This is a genomic window from Microbacterium fluminis (assembly GCF_051549805.1).
Lineage (GTDB): Bacteria > Actinomycetota > Actinomycetes > Actinomycetales > Microbacteriaceae > Microbacterium.
On sequence record NZ_CP196042.1, the window covers coordinates 2777276 to 2793358 of the forward strand.

Genomic DNA, 16083 nt, shown 5'->3' on the forward strand with positions numbered 1-16083 from the left:
TTGTTCGACGTGCGATGTCACGAGACCAGTCGCCTGGGCGTGCGGAACGAGCCACACGAGTGACAGTCCAGGGTATCAGAAAGTGGTCACCAGCCCGCGGAGCCCGGACCGCCCTTGAACGGGCCCACGATCTCGGCCGTCACCCACCCGCCGTAGAAGCCGCCGGGCTGCGGCACGACCACCTCGCCGTCGAGCGTCACCCGGTCCATCGGCGCCGCGTACAGCGCCACCCGGTCGCGCAGCAGTCCGTACCCGGGTGAGGGCTCGGGGTACGTCCAGGCCACTCCGCCGGCGACGCGCTCGCCCACGACGACATCGAAGTAGGCCGCCCGACCCTTGAACTCGCACCACGACGAGCCCGAGGCATCCGCCAGCGTCCCCGGGGCGAAGGCCGCGCGCGGCAGGTAGTACACCGGAGGGTGGCTGGTCTCGAGCACCCGCACCACGTCGCGGGTGTCGACGATCGTCTCGCCGGCGAACTCGATCACGACGCGACGATCGACCGGCTCGACCGCGGGGGGACGCGGGTAGTCCCACACCGACTCCTGACCGGGGCCGACGGGATCCGGGATCGGTCGCCTCATGGTCTCCATTCTCGCGCAGACTGGGTGGATGGAAGCCGCGACCGCGATGTTCCCGCTCGGATCGGTGCTGTTCCCCTACATGCCGCTGCCTCTGCGCATCTTCGAGGAGCGCTACCGGATCATGCTCGGGCGCGTGCTCGACGACGAGGAGCCGTCGTTCGGGGTCGTCCTGATCGAGCGCGGCTCCGAGGCGGGCGGCGGCGACGAGCGGTTCGGGATCGGAACCCTGGCGCGCGTGACGCACGTGGCGGCGGGGCGGGAGGACGTCAACGTCGTCGCGCGCGGGGCCGACCGCATCCGCGTCGTGGAGTGGCTGCCCGACGATCCCTACCCGCGCGCGCTCGTCCGACCCGTGGAGGCGCTGGTCTGGAACGACGACCTCGAACCGCTGCGTGCCGAGGCCGACCGCACCGTGCGCCGTGTGCTCGCGCGGGCGAGCGAGTTCACCGACTTCGCGTGGGATCCCGCCGTGGAGCTGTCCGACGACCCGGTCGAGGCGTGCTGGCAGCTCGCGGCGATCTCGCCGCTGGGCGAACTCGACCAGCTCACGCTGCTGCGCTCGACCAGCCTCGGCGGGCTGCTCGCCACGCTCATCGACCTGACGCTCGAGGCGGAGCCCGGACTCACGGCGCCCTGAGGGACGATCAGGTCAGCAGCGGTGAGAGCCGCGCGGCGGCAGGTGCGAGCACCGAGACGACCCCTCTCGGCTCCTCCACGCGGTGCCGCGGACCGGAGAAGCCGACCGCGCCCGCGAGCCGACCCGCCGCGTCGCGGATGGGCACGGCGAGGCATCCGTATCCGGGCACGAGCTCGCCGATCTGCCGTGTCGCCCCGAACGCGAGGAGATCGGATGCCGCGGCCTCCGTGATCGCGCCCGCATCCCCGCGTTCGACGATGAGCAGACGCCCGAGTGCGAACCGCTCGGGTTCGCGAGCGAGGCGCACCTCGTCGGAGAAGGGGAAGTCGGGATCGACGTCGGCGAGGGCGAGCCGCCCCTCGGGGAAGAGCAGCACGTGCACTCCGCCGCGGACAGCGGCCCGCGCCTCGGCGATCACGGTGCGTGCCGCGGTCGGCAGGCGGACGGGCGCGGCCGCCGCGGCGAGGTGGACCACCTTGGCCCCCAGCGCGAACCCCGCCAGGTCGGGGGTGCGCACGAGGTACTCGTCCTGCACGAGGATGTTCAGGAGCCGATAAGCCGTGGCCCGGGGCAGCCCGAGCACCTCCGAGATCTCCCGTGCGGTGGCCCCGGCGCCGATCTCCGCGACGGCCTCGAGCACCGTCAGGGCGGACTGGATCGCGCGCGGCTGCCGCGCGGTGAGCGACGGACCGGCGTGCCCCGCCTCAGGCATCTCTCCCCTGGCCGCGCGCGATGCCGCCGAGCACCTGCGACGCGGTGGGCTCGTCGTACGACCCCATCCCGTCGAGTGAGCGCGCCCCGCGTCGGGCGCGCCACACGACGACGCCGAAGGCCAGCGCGCAGACCGCGAGGCTTCCCCAGACGCCCGGATTGCCGGCCTGCGCCTCCACCACGAGATAGACGATCAGTCCGCCGACGAGCGCGACCGCCGCCGCCGCCGCCCACACCGCCGCCGCCGCGGTGAGTTCGCCGATGCGCCGCAGGAAGACCGGGGCGGCGACGCACACGAGCGCGTACGCCGTGATGTAGCCGGCCGCCGAGATCACGATCACGCCCTCCATCGCCTGCCACGCGCTCGCGCCGGCGGCGACCAGGCCGACGGGCACGACCGTGACGGCCGGCACCGCGACGGCGATGGCCGCGATCGGAGTGCGGTGGCGCGCGTGCACGCGCCCGAACCACGACGGAGCGACAGCGTCACGACCCATCGCGAACAGCACACGGGTGAGCGCGGTCGTCGAGGCGATCGCGCACGCGAGGAACGACGCTGCGATCCCGAGGTCGACGATCACGCCCCAGCCGTCCAGTCCGTACGCCGTCGCGAGGGTGTTCACCGGCGACGACGACGCCCACAGATCGATCCCGAGCGCGTGGAAACCGGCCACCTGCGTATAGGCGGCCAGGAGGTAGAGCGCGCCGGTCACCAGCACCGTGCCGACGATCGCCCGGGGCACGTTGCGCAGCGGGGAACGGGCCTCGACGCCGAGGGTCGCCGCACTCTCGAACCCGACGAACGCCGTCAGGGCGAGGACGGCCCCGGCGGCGACGGCGGCCAGGGAGAACGGCGGCGGCACGAACGCGGTCGGGTCGAGCGGACCGATCCGCACCAGCAGCACCACCAGCAGCGCGACGACGATGACGACCGAGGCCAGTTCGACGAGGAAGGCGACCCGGGCGGACAGCCGGATGCCGCGGACGAGCACGACCGCCAGGACCGCCGCTTCACCCACCAGCAGGAGAGTCGTCACGGCGGGTGTCGCTATCCCCGGCATGAGGTGCTGCAGCACGATCGTGACGTAGTGCGCCCCGCCGAGCAGCGCGAAGACCGAGATGAACCCGTAGCCGATCAGCAGGGCGGCGCCCGCGGAGAGCCCGGCGACGGGGCCGAGCCCCTGTGCTGTGTAGGTGTAGAGCGATCCGCTCGCGACCATGCGCCGGGCGAACTGGTTCACGGTGCGCGCCACCGCGAACGCCAGGACGGCGGCCACGACGACGGCCGGCAGGGTCGCCCCGCCCGCGACCCCCGCCACGAGCAGGATGACGGTGGTCGCGGCGGCCGAGGGGGCGACGGCGGCGACCGACTGCGCCAGCACGTCGGCGAACCCGACACTCCGACGGTGGAGCCCGTCCAGCGGCGAGCGCGCCCCGAACTCTCGCACCGGCTCGGGACGGGCGATCGCGCGGTCGAGTGCGGTCATCCCGTGACGGTATCCGAGGGTCGTCACACCCCGGTCTCCCGCGTGTTTCGCGCAGGTGTCGGTCGAATGAGACACCCACCGCCGCCCATCCCGTTCGACGTGCGCAGGGTTTCATCCGGGCGAGACGGTGACGCAACCGGCGCGCGCGATGCTCGGCTCATCGCCCCACCCCGCCACCGTCCCGCTCTTCGAAGGAGCTCTCATGACCCAGCTCGAATCCCCGGGAGTCGAGGCGTCCGCGAAGCGGACGCTGCACGGCTCGCTCGGCGTGACCGCGATCGTCTTCATGGTCGTGGCCGCGGCATCCCCGCTCACCGTCGTCGGCGGCGCCGCCCCCCTGGGCATCCTGCTCGGCAACGGCGTCGGCTTCCCCGCCCTGTACGCGATCAGCGCCGTGATCCTGCTGCTGTTCGCCGTGGGTCTGGCGGCGATGACCCGTCACGTGCCCAAGCCCGGCGCGTTCTTCACCTACGTCGGCTACGGCCTCGGCCGCTCCACGGGCCTGGCCGCCGCGTGGATCGCGATGCTCGCGTACACGACCATCCAGGTGTCGGTCTACGGATACGTCGGCTACATCATGAGTGTCACCGTGACATCGCTGGGCGGGCCCGACGTCGCCTGGTGGCTCTACTCGCTCGCCACGATCGCCCTCGTGGGAGTGCTCGGATTCCGGCACATCGACCTGTCCAGCAAGGTGCTCGGCGTCCTCCTCATCGCCGAGGTGGGGATCGTGCTCCTCATGGTGGCCGCCGTCATGATCTCCGGCGGGGCGCAGGGGCTCAGCCTCGCGCCGTTCGAGCCCGCACAGATCGTCAGCGGTTCTCCGGGTGTGGGCCTCATGTTCGCGATCGCCGCGTTCATCGGGTTCGAGGCGACCGCCATCTTCCGGGACGAGGCCAAGGAGCCGCACCGCACGATCCCCCGCGCGACGTACGCCGCCGTCATCGGGATCGGCGTGTTCTACACCCTCGCGTCGTGGGGCCTGGTGATGGCCTGGGGCCCGGACCACATCCTCGACGAGGCGGCCGCGGACCCCGGGACCCTCATCCTGCGCACGATGTCGGCCTACCTGGGCGTCGCCGGCGAGGTGACGGTCAACGTGCTGCTGATCACCTCGATGTTCGCCTGCGTGCTGTCGTTCCACAACGTCATCACCCGGTACCAGCACTCGATGTCCAACGCCGGGGTGCTGCCCGAGAAGGTCGGCGCCGTGCACGCCCGCCACCTCTCGCCGCACATCTCGTCGATCGTGCAGACCGTCACCGCTGCCGTGCTGATCGCCGTGTTCGCGCTCTTCCAGCTCGACCCCGTGCTGCAGGTGTTCACATGGTTCGCCGGCGTCGCGACGCTCGCGATCGCGATCCTCATGGCCGTCACCTCCGTCGCCGTCATCGTGTACTTCCTGAGGACGAAGAAGGACCGGCGGATCTGGAACACGGTGCTGGCCCCTGCGCTGGGCTTCCTCGGCCTCATCGTGTCGGCGGTGCTCATCGTGGCGTACTTCCCGATCATGGTCGGCGACGTCGACGCCGCCGGAACCCCGGTCTTCGGCACCGTGAGCTGGCTGCTCATCGCCCTGGTCGTCGTCTTCCCGGTCATCGGCTACCTGCAGGCGCGCTGGATCCGCGCGCGCCGGCCCGCCGCCTACGCCAAGCTCACCGACACGATCGCCGGATGACGGATGCCGCGACCACGCGGCATCCTCGTCCCCTCCCCCATCCGACCCGCCCGCAAGGAGAACCATGAGCATCACCGACATCCAGTCCGTCGCCGGATACGCCGTCCCGCCCGCGCCGCAGCACCCGCTGTCCTCGCTCACCGCCGCCGAGATCGCCGCGATCCGCACCATCGTGCTGTCACTGCCGGAGGCGACGACCACGCTGCGGTTCGCCTACGTCGGGCTCGAGGAGCCGACCAAGAGCGAGGTCCTGGTGTGGGAGGCGACCGGCGGTCCTCGTCCGGAGCGGCGGGCGCGGGTGCAGCTGCTCGACATGGCCACGAGCCTGTCGATCGACGCGATCGTGTCGATCGACGCCGGAGCGGTCGTGTCCACGACGGTGCTCGACGGGTCGCAGGGGCAGCTGCCGATCCTCGACGCGGAGTTCGAGGAGGTCGGCCTCATCGCCAATGCCGACGCCGGCTGGGTGGCGGCACTCGCGGCGCGCGGCCTCACCATCGACGACGTCGTGCTCGTCCCACTGTCGGCGGGACACTACGGCTACCCGCAGGAGGAGGGCCGGCGCATCCTGCGCACCTTCGCGTTCCGCCAGGACCACCCCGCCGACCACCCGTGGGCGCACCCGGTGGACGGGCTGACCGCCTACATCGACACCGCGGCACGATCGGTGCTGGAGATCGTCGACACGCCGGGCTTCGACATCCCGGCCACGAGCGGCAACTACGACGACCCCGAGCTGCAGGGCGCTCCGCTCGAGGGCCTGACGCCGATCGTCATCACGCAGCCGGAGGGCGCGAGCTTCGCGGTCGACGGGGAGCGGGTCACATGGGGGCAGTGGGACCTGCGGATCGGGTTCGACACCCGCGAGGGTCTCGTGCTGCGACAGCTGTCGTTCGCCGGACGCCCGGTGATGTACCGCGGGTCGATCAGCGAGATGGTCGTCCCCTACGCCGACCCGGCGCCCAACCGGTTCTGGCAGAACTACTTCGACACCGGTGAGTACCTGTTCGGCCGCTACACGAACGAGCTCTCCCTCGGGTGCGACTGCGTCGGAGAGATCCGCTACTTCGATGCGGTCCTCGCCGACGAGCTCGGGATGCCGCGCACGGTCCGCAACGGCGTGTGCATGCACGAGGAGGACTTCGGCACCCTGTGGAAGCACACCGACATCTTCACCGGCGCCTCCGAAGTGCGCCGATCGCGGCGTCTCGTGATCTCCTTCTTCACCACGGTCGGCAACTACGACTACGGCTTCTACTGGTACCTGTATCTCGACGGCACGATCGAGTGCGAGGCGAAGCTCACCGGCATCCTGTTCACGTCCGCCTACCCCGGCCTGCAGGAGGACGGGTCCCCCTACCCCTACGCGTCGGAGGTGGCACCCGGGCTGGGCGCGCCGTACCACCAGCACCTCTTCTCGGCGCGCCTGGACATGACGGTCGACGGGGTGGCGAACGTCGTGAACGAGATCGACGCCGTGCGGCTGCCGATCTCGCCCGGCAATCCCGCCGGCAACGCGTTCACGAAGCAGGTGACCCCGATCGTGTCGGAGGCGGTGAGCGGGCGCGTCGCCGACGGCGCGCGCAACCGCGTCTGGCAGATCGCGTCGACCGAGGCGACCACCGCGATGGGGCAGCCCACCTCGTACGTGCTGTTCCCCACCGAGACTCCCACGCTCCTCGCCGACGACGCCTCGTCGATCGCGTCGCGCGCCGCGTTCGCGACGAAGAACCTGTTCGTCACGAAGTACGACCCGAGCGAGCGGTACGCGGCCGGCGACTTCGTCAATCAGCACCCGGGCGGTGGCGGCATCCCCGCCTTCATCGCCGGCGACGAGCCGCTCATCGGCGAAGACGTCGTGCTGTGGCACACGTTCGGGCTGACGCACTTCCCGCGCAACGAGGACTGGCCGGTCATGCCGATGGACTACGCGAAGTTCACGCTCAAGCCGTACAACTTCTTCGACCGCAGTCCCGTGCTCAACGTGCCGGCGCCGGCGATGGACCACTGCGCACCGGGCGGGCACGGAGACCACGCGCACGCCGAGCACACGGGTCACGGTCACCACGACGACCACGCCGCGCACTGAGTCGTGACCGAGCTCCTGCATGCGTGGGCGCTCGCGCCCGCCGCCGTCGGAACGTGCTGCCTGGCAGCACGACGACGGCGGGTGCGCGTCCCCGAGCTGGCGGCATCCGTCCTGATGCTGCTGGCGATGATGGATGCCGCGTCCCCGGCGCCGCGGATCGCGCCGGTGTGGTGGGCGGCGGTGCTCCTGGGAGGGGCGATGGCGCTCGCCGCGGTGCGCGGTGCCCGCCGGCGCCCCGCGTGCGCGGCCGCGCGACCCGGCGCCCTCCCCGGCGCACTGCTGATGTCGGTGCACACGGCGACCGGCATGGTGGCGATGGCAGCCCTGCTCCTCGCGATGGCGGCGGGGTCGGGCACCGCCGGGGCGCACCCGCACGGCGTGTCGAGCGCGGCTCTGCACGTGCTCCTGCTGGCCGGTGCCGCCGCCTACGCCGTGGTGTCGGCGTACGCCGTCACCCGGGCGCATGGCACGCTCGACCGGGTGCAGTACGTGGGGATGGCGGTCTCCACGTCGGTGATGGCGCTCGCGCTCATCGGCTGAGCACGAGGCGCCTCAGGGGCGCAGCAGCACCTTGGTGGCGCGGCGCTCGTCCATCGCGGCGTACGCCTCGGCGGCCTCGGTGAGCGGCAGCTCGAGGTCGAACACGAGGCCCGGCTCGATCGCCCCGGAGCGCACGTCGGGCAACAGGTCTTCGATGTAGCCGCGCACGGGAGCGACACCGCCGTTGACGCCGACGTTGCGGCCGAACATCGCGCGGATCGGCAGCTCGGGACCGCCGTTGGGCGCGCCGACATAGCCGACCATGCCACCGGGGCGTGTCGAGCGCAGCGCCTGGTCCATCGACTCCTTCGTACCCACGCACTCCAGCACCCGGTCGGCGCCGATGCCGTCGGTCAGTTCCTGCACGCGAGCCACGCCCTCGCTCCCGCGCTCCTCCACGATGTGCGTCGCTCCGAAGCGTCGCGCCAGCTCCTGACGGTGCGGATGCCGCGACATCGCGATGATCGTGGTGGCACCCAGCCGCTTCGCGGCGATGATCGCGCACAGGCCCACGGCGCCGTCGCCGACCACCGCGACGGACTCCCCCGGCTGCACGCCCGCCGAGACGGCGGCGTGGTGGCCGGTGCCCATCACGTCGCTGAGGGTGAGCAGTCCCGGGATCTCCTCATCGAGCACAGGACCCTGCACGACCGCCAGTGTGCCGTCGGCGAGCGGGACGCGGACGCGGGCGCCCTGGCCGCCGTCCGCGAAGCCGCCGACCTTGTCGTCGCTCCCCCACCATCCGCCCTGCAGGCACGACGTGCTGACCCCGTTGCGGCAGTTGACGCAGGTGCCGTCGCACACGTAGAACGGCGCGATCACGAAGTCCCCCACGTGCACGTCGGCCACGTCGGGACCGACCTCCTCGACCACGCCGACGAACTCGTGCCCGATGCGGTGCGGACGGGCGGTGGGCGTGACGCCGCGGTACGGCCAGAGATCCGAACCGCAGACGCACGCGGCGACGACGCGCACGATGGCGTCGCCTCCCGTGGACAGGACGGGATCGGGGACCTCTTCGACGCGGATGTCACGGGCGGCGTGGATGACGGTGGCGAGCATGACTCCGAGCCTACGCGCGGACGGTATGCGCCGGCCGAATGCCGCGGGCGACGGAGGACGGTCAGGCCCGCAGCGCCTCGGCGATGAGGGTCTCGCCCGCGTTGAACCGGATGGTGCGCCCGACGGTGGAATCGTCGGCGAGGGATGCCGCGACCACCGCCGCGACGTCGGCCCGGCTCACCGATCCGCTCTCCATGGCCTCGGCGTCGATCCGTCCGGAGGGCGGGTCGAACGTCAGCGTGCTCGGCCCCAGCACCGTCCACCGCAGCGCGCTCGCGCGCAGGTGCTCGTCGGCGGCGGCCTTCGCCTCGGCGTAGGCGAAGAACGACGATTCCTCCGGCACCCCGTGGTCGGGAGCGGATCCGAAGTACGACACCATCACGTAGCGCGGCACACCGGCGGCGAGCGCAGCATCCATCGACCGGATCGCGGCATCGCGGTCGACGGCGTACGTGCGGGCGGGGCTGCCGCCGCCGGCGCCCGCCGACCACACGACGGCGTCGTGCCCGGCGATCAGGTCGGTGAGTCCGGCCTCGTCGAGGGCCTCGACGTCGGCGACCACGGCCTGCGCCCCGGTGGCGGTGACATCGGCCTCGTGGTCGGGGTTGCGGATCACGGCCGTGACGGTGTCGCCGCGGGTGATCAGGAGAGGGGCGAGGAGGAGGGCGATCTTGCCGTGACCGCCGATGACGAGGATGCGCGAGCTCATACGTCCAGTCTCGCCGACCGACGCCACCGCGTCAGGGGGTTGCGTCGCGCGCGTGCAGGGCGTCGGCGATCAGGGCGAAGTCGGCGTCGGAGATCTCGAACACCCCGATGCGGAACCGGTACCCCCACCGCGACTTGTCGGGGATGAAGGCGAGATCCTCGATCAGAGGCCGGATGGGCGCCTCCTCCACCTCGAGGAACCGCATCGCCCGGCGCCAGTGCTCCACGCCGGGCGCCGCCTCGGCCGGGTACGGCTCGTCGTCGGCGACGTAGCCGAGGGCCGTGAACGCCTGCAGCGGCGCACCGTCGGGGTAGGCGGTGCGGGGCGAGTAGAACACGAGGCCGTCGCCGCGCCGCATCCGTTTCAGCATGTGCGGTTTGCCGTGGTTGGCCTGGGTGAATCCGCCCGCGACGGCGCGCTCCACGTGGTTGCGGCTCACGGTGTTGACCCAGTTCGTCATGCGCGCGAGCGTACGCCGGGCCGGGGACATCCCGGCCCGGCGCGACGCGCAGCCCGGGATCAGAGCCGCTGGCCCCCGGAGGCCTCGATGCGCTGCCCGGTGACCCACGCCATGCGCGGGTCGAGGATCCCGGCGATCGCGTCGCCGATGTCCTCCGCCTCGCCGACGCGGCCCATCGCCACCGTCGGCAGCACGAAGCCCCGATACGTGTCGTCGTCGCGCACCGCGCCGCCGCCGAAGTCGGTCGCGGTGGCGCCCGGGGCGATGACGTTGACCGCGATGCCACGGGGTCCCAGCTGCTTCGCGGTGTACAGGGTCCACGTCTCGATCGCCGCCTTCATCGCGGCGTACACCGAGTAGGCGGGGTTGGCAGGGTTCCGCGTGAGCCCCGACGAGACGTTCAGGATGCGCCCGCCGTCGGCGACCCGGTCGAGGAGTGCCTGGGTGAGCATCACGACGCCGGTGAAATGCACGGCCACCAGGCGCTCGATCTCGGCGAGCTCGATCGATCCGAGCACCGTGTCGCCCGAGTACCCGGCGTTGTTGACGAGCACGTCGATCCGGTCGCGTCCCCACGTCTCGCGCACCGTGTCGCTCAGCGTGCGGGCGAAGTCGTCGAAGGTGGCGGGGGCTGTGGTGTCCAGGGGCAGCGCGACGGCTCGACGCCCGCGCGCGGTGACATCGGCGACGACGGATGCCGCAGCATCCGCGTCACTCCGATACGTCAGGACGATGTCGTCCCCGGCATCAGCGAGGGCGAGGGCGGCGGCCCGGCCGAGTCCGCGGGATCCGCCGGTGATGAGGACGATGCGTGAATCTGTCATGGTTCCACCTTCGGCGCCGCGACGACTGTCAACCAGGCTGCGCTCATCGGGGGATCGCCGGTCCCTTGCTGTGCCCCTCCGGGCGAGCGAGCATGGAGGCATGGATCGGGAGCAGCTCGCACAGTTCCTCCGGATGCGGCGCGAGGCGCTGCAGCCCGAGGACGTGGGGCTGTCGCGCGGTCCGCGGCGCCGCACGCCCGGCCTCCGGCGCGAGGAGGTGGCGCAGGCGGCGACGATGTCGACCGACTACCTCAACCGTCTCGAGCAGGGGCGCGGGCCGCAGCCATCGACGCAGATGCTCGCCGCGCTCGCCCGGGCGCTGCACCTCGATCTGGCCGAACGCGACCATCTCTATCGGCTGGCCGGTCACCCGGCGCCCGATCGGGCGCTCGTCGACGGTCACGTGTCCCCGGGCATGCTGCGCATCCTCGATCGGCTGCACGACACCCCCGCGCAGGTGGTGAGCGAGCTCGGCGAGACCCTGCTGCAGACCGGACCCGCCAAGGCGCTGCTGGGGGATCTGAGCGGCCGCGAGGGACTCGCGCGCAGCACGGTGTACCGCTGGTTCACCGAGCCCGCGTCGCGCGACGTGTACGCCGCGGCCGATCACGACGAGCGGGAGCGGACCTTCGTCGCGGAGCTCCGGGCCGCCTACACCCGACAGGGCGCGACCTCCCGGGCCGGAGAGCTGGTACGGGCGCTGCTGTCGACGAGCCCCGCGTTCGCGGCGCGGTGGGCCGATCACGAGGTGACCGAGAAGCACCCCGCGACGAAGCGCTTCGTGCACAGCGAGGTCGGCGAGCTGACCCTCGACTGCCAGACGCTGCTCGACACCGAGACCGGCCAGCGGCTGCTGGTGTTCACCGCGAAGCCGGGGACGGCGGATGCCGAGAAGCTCGCCCTCATCTCGGTGATCGGGCTCCAGTCGTTCGCGACGACCGCGGGCTGAACGAAGCCGGCCCGCGGTCGTCGTCGACGATCAGTAGACGCTAGTTCAGCGCGCGGGTCGTGGCGGGGATGACGCCGTCGGCGTAGAGGTCGATCGCGAGGTCCTGCAGCGCGGTGAGCGCGACCCGCTGGGGCAGCGGACCGTAGGAGATGCGCGCGACGCCCAGCGCCTCGTACTCGGTGGCGGTGAGCGCACCGGGCAGGCCGATGACGCTCACCTTGCGCTCGCCGATGCCCTCGACCAGGGCACGGGTGGTGTCGGCGTCGAGGATCCCCGGGACGAAGACCAGGTTCGCCCCTGCCGCGAGATACGCGCGACCGCGCTCGATCGCGTCGGCGAGCGAGTCCTCGGCGGGACGATCTCCGCCGCGCACGAAGGCGTCGGTGCGGGCGTTGAGCACGAAAGGCACTCCCTCGGCCTGGCCCGCGGCGACGATCGCCTCGACGACGGCGACGGATTCCGCGAGCGGCTTGAGGCGGTCCTCGATGTTCGCGCCCACCGAACCGACGCCGATCGCCCGGCGCACGGTCTCTCCCGGGTCGCCGTAGCCGTCGTCGAGGTCGGTGGTCACCGGGAGGTCCGTCGAGGCGGTGATGCGCTCGATCGTGGCGAGCATGAGGTCGAGCGGGATGGTGCCGTCGGCGAAGCCGTGGCTGGAGGCGATCGAATGCCCGGCGGTGGCGAGGGCCTTCGTCTCGGGGAGCGCCGCGACGGCCTGGGCCGATACGACGTCCCAGATGTTCACGACACGGAGGATCTCGGGCGCGGCGTGCAGCGCCGCGAGGGTCTGGGCTCTGTCCTGCGAAGTGGTCATGCTCCGACGCTAGCGCGGCCGCGCAGCCTCCGGGCGGATGCGTCGTTCTCTTGCGCGACGCGCGGGGATCGGCTACCGGACCTCGCCGTCGAGGTACCACCACCGGTCGCTCTGACGGACGAAGCGGCTGCGCTCGTGCAGCTCTCCGTCGCGACCCGCCTCGCGCCATCGCGCCCGGAACTCCACGACGCCGCGCCGGTCCCCCGGGCCACCGCGCTCGACGTCGACTATCTCGAGTCCGCGCCAGCGCACCGCGGCATCCGGATCGATCGTCTCCGGACGCGTGCCGGGATGCCAGGTCTCCCGCAGATACGCGGCGTCGCCCACGACGAACGCGGCGTAGCGGCTCCGCATCAGCGCCTCGGGCGTCGTCGCGGGCTCTCCGCGGTGCGCGGGGGCGCAGCATCCGTCGTAGGTGCCACCCGAGCCGCACGGGCACGGGTCGGTGTCGCGGACGCGCGGGAACATGCTCCTCCTGGGGGTCACCTCAGCGTAGGTGCCGGCCGCGGCCGGATCATCGTCCGCGGCGCGACGCGCACGGCACGCACCAGCGCGTCGCGGGTCGGATGCGCAGGCGCGCGGCCGGGATGGGCGCACCGCAGTCGGTGCAGACGCCGTACTCCCCCGCGACGAGGCGTTCTTCGGCGGCGGTGAGCTCGGCGAGCTCGGCCCGGGTGTCGCTGCGCAGCCCCTCCACCCGCGACCACTCCGACGACAGCGTCGGCCCCTCGGGGTCGTGCTCGTCGTCGGCGTCTGCGTCGCCCCGCGCCGCGCGGATGCCGTCCAGCTGCTCCCCCGCGGCGGCGAGCGCCTGTGTGATCTCGTTCCGCCGCGCTCCGAGCAGCGCGCGGGCCTCGGGTGCGCCGATGCCGACGCCCTCGCGCCCGCCGTCCCCGCCTGCGACGTCGTCCATGCGCGCAGTCTCTACGCCACGTCCGACATCCGCGCGTCGAGGTCGCCCACGATCGCGCTCACCGCGGCGCGCCCGGCCCGATTCGCGCCGATGGTCGACGCCGAAGGGCCGTACCCGACCAGGAACAGCCGCGGTTCATCCGTGGCACGGCCGCCGTCCACGCGCAGCCCGCCGCCGGGCAGCCGCAGATGCAGCGGCGCGAGGTGGTCGAGCGCCGCGCGGAAGCCCGTGGCCCAGAGGACGGCGTCGGCGGCGAGGAACGTGCCGTCCGGCATCCGCACCCCCTCCTCCTCGAACGAGGAGGGCATCGGATGCCGCACCAGCACGCCGCGCGCCTGCGCTTCACGTGCCCAGGGTGTCCAGTGCATGCCGGTCACCGACACGACGCTCCCCGGCGGGAGCCCCTGCCGCACGCGCTCCTCGACGCCGGCGATCGCGGCGACACGTGCCGGGATGTCGAAGTCCTCCTCGGCCCACTCGGGCTCGCGGCGGGTCATCCACACCGTGTCGGCGACGCGGGAGATCTCGTCGAGCAGCTGCACCGCCGAGATGCCCGCGCCCACGACGATCACCCGCTGCCCGGCGAACTCGTCGGCCGACACGTAGTCGGCGACGTGCAGCTGCCGCCCCCGGAACCGCTCCTGCCCCGGGTAGTGCGGCCAGAACGGCTTCGTCCACGTGCCGGTGGCGTTGATCACGAAGCGCGCCGCCCAGTTCCCCCGATCGGTCTCGACCAGCAGCCGTCCGTGCGGGTCGCCGTCGGCGCGACGCACGGCGTGGACCCGCACCGGCCGCTGCACGTGGAGGTCGAATCGGTCCTCGTATGCGGCGAAGTACGGCGGGAGCACGTCGCGAGCGGATGCCTCGGGGTCGGCCGCGGGCACGGCGTAGCCCGGCAGCTCGTGGATGCCGTTGACGGTGCGCATCCTCAGCGACGCCCAGCGGTGGCGCCACGCGCCGCCCGGCGCAGCATCGGCGTCGAGCACCACGAACGAGCGTGTCCCCCCGCCGTCGTCCGGACGCGGCAGGAAGCCGCGCCGACGGAGATGGTAGGCGGCGGAGAGCCCGGCCTGCCCGGCGCCGATCACGACGACGTCGACATCGCGCGCACCGTATCCATCCACGTGCATACGAACCTCCGGCGGCGCACCGGCATTCCACCCCGGTTGTTCGCCTGCCGTCGAGGCGTGCGTCCCGGGCCTACCGTGGAGGCATGAGGCTTCCCGTCGCCCTGCGCTCGCCGAGGCGCGGACCGTTCCTGCAGGTCGCGAAGTCGGGGATCGCGACGATCGCCGCGTGGCTGGTGGCCGGATGGGTGATCGACGGTCCCCCGCCGGTGTTCGCGGCGATCGCCGCCCTCCTCGTGGTGCAGCCGAGCCTCAATCAGTCCCTCGGCAAGGCGGTCGAGCGCAGCGTCGGCGTCATCGTCGGCGTCGTGATCGCCTCCCTCCTGGGCCTCGTGTTCGGTCGGGCGACCTGGGTGGTGCTCGTCGCGATCGGCGCCGCCCTGGTGGTGGCGTGGATGCTGCGGATGACCCCGGGCACGGCGAATCAGGTCGCGATCAGCGCGATGCTGGTGCTCGCGCTGGCCGCCGCCACACCGAACTACGCGCTCGACCGGGTGCTCGAGACGATCATCGGCGCGATCATCGGCATCCTCGTCAACGTCGCCGTGGTGCCCCCGGTCTCGGTCGCACCCGCCCGCTCCGCCGTCGACGGATTGGTCACTGAGACCGCGGCGTCCCTCGACAGGCTGGCCGCCGCCCTGGAGCAGCCCCGCAGCGCAGCGCAGCTGCAGGAGCTCCTGCTGGAGGCGCGTCTCCTGCGCCCGATGCGCGACGCCGCCGACGCGTCGATCGCCGCCGCACAGGAATCCCTCACGCTCAATCCCCGCGGACGCCGGTACCGCGACGAGCTCGCCGCGCTCTCCGCCCGACTCGACCGCTTCGGCCCGATCGTCACACAGCTGATCGGCATGACGCGCGCCGTGGTCGACCGGTACGACGACGGACTGGGCGACGAGCCCACCGTGCGCGCGATCGCCGAGCAGCTGCGCCGCGCCGCCCACGACGCCCGCCTGGCGACCCTGTCGACGGATGCTGCGGCATCCGTCGACAGCGCGCTGGAGCCGCCGGCGCTCACCACTCCCCTCACCGTCACCGCCCCGTCGCGGCTCCACTGGGTGCTCGTCGGATCACTCCTGGAGGACCTGCGTCGCATCCACGAGGCGCTCAGCGACGGCGCGGACCGCGCGTGAACGATCGGTGACGGATTCGCCCCGACCGGCGCGCATCCAGGCTGAGCGTGTAGTGTCGAAGGTGATCCACGGGTCGGATCAGCGCCAGCGTCGTCCGATCTGAGCGTCGGACACCGGCCAGGATCACTCCGAAAGACGGCTGCGAAGCCTGAGAAGAACACTCCGAGCATCACATCGCCCGGAGCGAGAGAAGACCTGATCGCCACTCCGCCCACGCCGCCTCCGGCGTCCGCCCCGTCGTCGAAGACGGGCCTCGCGACGATCACTCTCGGTGATCGCGCCCCCCTCCGCGTCGGCCGTTCCCGGCCGCATCCTCGTCCACTCCTTGCACGGCGTGGTCATCTGGGCACCGCAATCGCCGTGCCGAAC

17 protein-coding genes are annotated in these 16083 nt (G+C 72.3%); 6 read left to right on the plus strand and 11 right to left on the minus strand.

Annotated elements, in window-relative coordinates; genetic code table 11:
• Positions 1-86: 86 nt before the first annotated feature.
• Positions 87-584 carry a DUF427 domain-containing protein gene (locus tag ACSJDX_RS13415; protein WP_438353145.1) on the minus strand — a complete coding sequence of 166 codons (498 nt, stop codon included), beginning with the start codon at positions 582-584 and terminating at the stop codon, positions 87-89.
• A gap of 28 nt (positions 585-612) precedes the next feature.
• Here ACSJDX_RS13415 and ACSJDX_RS13420 point away from each other — a divergent pair, with 28 nt between their 5' ends.
• A complete protein-coding gene (locus ACSJDX_RS13420) occupies positions 613-1221 on the plus strand; it encodes an LON peptidase substrate-binding domain-containing protein (RefSeq protein WP_438353146.1) in 609 nt (202 codons plus the stop codon).
• A gap of 7 nt (positions 1222-1228) precedes the next feature.
• On the opposite strand, the gene ACSJDX_RS13425 is transcribed toward ACSJDX_RS13420, so the two are convergent.
• Positions 1229-1933 (minus strand): helix-turn-helix domain-containing protein, encoded by a 705-nt coding sequence (locus ACSJDX_RS13425; protein ID WP_438353147.1) that lies wholly within the window; start codon positions 1931-1933, stop codon positions 1229-1231.
• Positions 1926-3419 carry an APC family permease gene (locus tag ACSJDX_RS13430; protein ID WP_438353148.1) on the minus strand — a complete coding sequence of 498 codons (1494 nt, stop codon included), beginning with the start codon at positions 3417-3419 and terminating at the stop codon, positions 1926-1928. The genes ACSJDX_RS13425 and ACSJDX_RS13430 overlap by 8 nt, the downstream gene beginning before the upstream one ends.
• Before the next feature lie 202 nt (positions 3420-3621).
• Between ACSJDX_RS13430 and ACSJDX_RS13435 the strand changes: the two genes are divergently transcribed.
• The 3 genes from ACSJDX_RS13435 to ACSJDX_RS13445 all read left to right on the plus strand — a co-directional run bounded on the left by ACSJDX_RS13435 (position 3622) and on the right by ACSJDX_RS13445 (position 7726).
• On the plus strand, positions 3622-5097 hold the full coding sequence (locus tag ACSJDX_RS13435; protein WP_438353149.1) for an APC family permease: 1476 nt from the start codon (positions 3622-3624) through the stop codon (positions 5095-5097).
• Positions 5098-5161: 64 nt separating this feature from the next.
• A complete protein-coding gene (locus tag ACSJDX_RS13440) occupies positions 5162-7186 on the plus strand; it encodes a primary-amine oxidase (RefSeq protein ID WP_438353150.1) in 2025 nt (674 codons plus the stop codon).
• 3 nt (positions 7187-7189) lie between these two features.
• Positions 7190-7726 (plus strand): hypothetical protein, encoded by a 537-nt coding sequence (locus tag ACSJDX_RS13445; RefSeq protein WP_438353151.1) that lies wholly within the window; start codon positions 7190-7192, stop codon positions 7724-7726.
• Positions 7727-7738: 12 nt separating this feature from the next.
• Here ACSJDX_RS13445 and ACSJDX_RS13450 read toward each other — a convergent pair whose 3' ends face one another.
• The 4 genes from ACSJDX_RS13450 to ACSJDX_RS13465 all read right to left on the minus strand — a co-directional run bounded on the left by ACSJDX_RS13450 (position 7739) and on the right by ACSJDX_RS13465 (position 10781).
• A complete protein-coding gene (locus tag ACSJDX_RS13450; protein ID WP_438353152.1) occupies positions 7739-8788 on the minus strand; it encodes a zinc-dependent alcohol dehydrogenase family protein in 1050 nt (349 codons plus the stop codon).
• Positions 8789-8849: 61 nt separating this feature from the next.
• Positions 8850-9497, minus strand: coding sequence for an NAD(P)H-binding protein (locus ACSJDX_RS13455; RefSeq protein ID WP_438353153.1), 648 nt, complete (start codon positions 9495-9497; stop codon positions 8850-8852).
• A 31-nt stretch (positions 9498-9528) separates the two neighbouring features.
• On the minus strand, positions 9529-9957 hold the full coding sequence (locus ACSJDX_RS13460) for an EVE domain-containing protein (RefSeq protein WP_438353154.1): 429 nt from the start codon (positions 9955-9957) through the stop codon (positions 9529-9531).
• A gap of 59 nt (positions 9958-10016) precedes the next feature.
• On the minus strand, positions 10017-10781 hold the full coding sequence (locus tag ACSJDX_RS13465; protein WP_438353155.1) for an SDR family NAD(P)-dependent oxidoreductase: 765 nt from the start codon (positions 10779-10781) through the stop codon (positions 10017-10019).
• 100 nt (positions 10782-10881) lie between these two features.
• On the opposite strand from ACSJDX_RS13465, the gene ACSJDX_RS13470 reads away from it, so the two are divergent.
• Complete coding sequence (locus tag ACSJDX_RS13470) at positions 10882-11730, plus strand: helix-turn-helix transcriptional regulator (RefSeq protein ID WP_438353156.1); 849 nt, start codon at positions 10882-10884, stop codon at positions 11728-11730.
• A gap of 40 nt (positions 11731-11770) precedes the next feature.
• On the opposite strand, the gene ACSJDX_RS13475 is transcribed toward ACSJDX_RS13470, so the two are convergent.
• The 4 genes from ACSJDX_RS13475 to ACSJDX_RS13490 form a co-directional block, all read right to left on the minus strand.
• Positions 11771-12544: an isocitrate lyase/PEP mutase family protein gene (locus ACSJDX_RS13475; protein ID WP_438353157.1), complete on the minus strand. Its 774-nt coding sequence runs from the start codon at positions 12542-12544 to the stop codon at positions 11771-11773.
• A gap of 72 nt (positions 12545-12616) precedes the next feature.
• Complete coding sequence (locus tag ACSJDX_RS13480) at positions 12617-13012, minus strand: YchJ family protein (RefSeq protein WP_438353158.1); 396 nt, start codon at positions 13010-13012, stop codon at positions 12617-12619.
• A gap of 46 nt (positions 13013-13058) precedes the next feature.
• Positions 13059-13457: a TraR/DksA family transcriptional regulator gene (locus tag ACSJDX_RS13485; RefSeq protein ID WP_438353159.1), complete on the minus strand. Its 399-nt coding sequence runs from the start codon at positions 13455-13457 to the stop codon at positions 13059-13061.
• A gap of 11 nt (positions 13458-13468) precedes the next feature.
• A complete protein-coding gene (locus tag ACSJDX_RS13490) occupies positions 13469-14587 on the minus strand; it encodes an NAD(P)-binding domain-containing protein (protein WP_438353160.1) in 1119 nt (372 codons plus the stop codon).
• An 83-nt stretch (positions 14588-14670) separates the two neighbouring features.
• Here ACSJDX_RS13490 and ACSJDX_RS13495 point away from each other — a divergent pair, with 83 nt between their 5' ends.
• Positions 14671-15714 carry an FUSC family protein gene (locus tag ACSJDX_RS13495; RefSeq protein WP_438353161.1) on the plus strand — a complete coding sequence of 348 codons (1044 nt, stop codon included), beginning with the start codon at positions 14671-14673 and terminating at the stop codon, positions 15712-15714.
• The last annotated feature ends 369 nt before the right edge of the window (positions 15715-16083 follow it).

Coding starts and splice junctions, on each gene's coding strand:
- ACSJDX_RS13440 (WP_438353150.1), top strand. CDS start 5,162: ATGAGCATCACCGACATCCAGTCCGTCGCCGGATACGCCGTCCCGCCC.
- ACSJDX_RS13490 (WP_438353160.1), bottom strand. CDS start 14,587: ATGCACGTGGATGGATACGGTGCGCGCGATGTCGACGTCGTCGTGATC.
- ACSJDX_RS13460 (WP_438353154.1), bottom strand. CDS start 9,957: ATGACGAACTGGGTCAACACCGTGAGCCGCAACCACGTGGAGCGCGCC.
- ACSJDX_RS13435 (WP_438353149.1), top strand. CDS start 3,622: ATGACCCAGCTCGAATCCCCGGGAGTCGAGGCGTCCGCGAAGCGGACG.
- ACSJDX_RS13430 (WP_438353148.1), bottom strand. CDS start 3,419: ATGACCGCACTCGACCGCGCGATCGCCCGTCCCGAGCCGGTGCGAGAG.
- ACSJDX_RS13420 (WP_438353146.1), top strand. CDS start 613: ATGGAAGCCGCGACCGCGATGTTCCCGCTCGGATCGGTGCTGTTCCCC.
- ACSJDX_RS13495 (WP_438353161.1), top strand. CDS start 14,671: ATGAGGCTTCCCGTCGCCCTGCGCTCGCCGAGGCGCGGACCGTTCCTG.
- ACSJDX_RS13415 (WP_438353145.1), bottom strand. CDS start 584: ATGAGGCGACCGATCCCGGATCCCGTCGGCCCCGGTCAGGAGTCGGTG.
- ACSJDX_RS13480 (WP_438353158.1), bottom strand. CDS start 13,012: ATGTTCCCGCGCGTCCGCGACACCGACCCGTGCCCGTGCGGCTCGGGT.
- ACSJDX_RS13450 (WP_438353152.1), bottom strand. CDS start 8,788: ATGCTCGCCACCGTCATCCACGCCGCCCGTGACATCCGCGTCGAAGAG.
- ACSJDX_RS13455 (WP_438353153.1), bottom strand. CDS start 9,497: ATGAGCTCGCGCATCCTCGTCATCGGCGGTCACGGCAAGATCGCCCTC.
- ACSJDX_RS13475 (WP_438353157.1), bottom strand. CDS start 12,544: ATGACCACTTCGCAGGACAGAGCCCAGACCCTCGCGGCGCTGCACGCC.
- ACSJDX_RS13425 (WP_438353147.1), bottom strand. CDS start 1,933: ATGCCTGAGGCGGGGCACGCCGGTCCGTCGCTCACCGCGCGGCAGCCG.
- ACSJDX_RS13485 (WP_438353159.1), bottom strand. CDS start 13,457: ATGGACGACGTCGCAGGCGGGGACGGCGGGCGCGAGGGCGTCGGCATC.
- ACSJDX_RS13465 (WP_438353155.1), bottom strand. CDS start 10,781: ATGACAGATTCACGCATCGTCCTCATCACCGGCGGATCCCGCGGACTC.
- ACSJDX_RS13470 (WP_438353156.1), top strand. CDS start 10,882: ATGGATCGGGAGCAGCTCGCACAGTTCCTCCGGATGCGGCGCGAGGCG.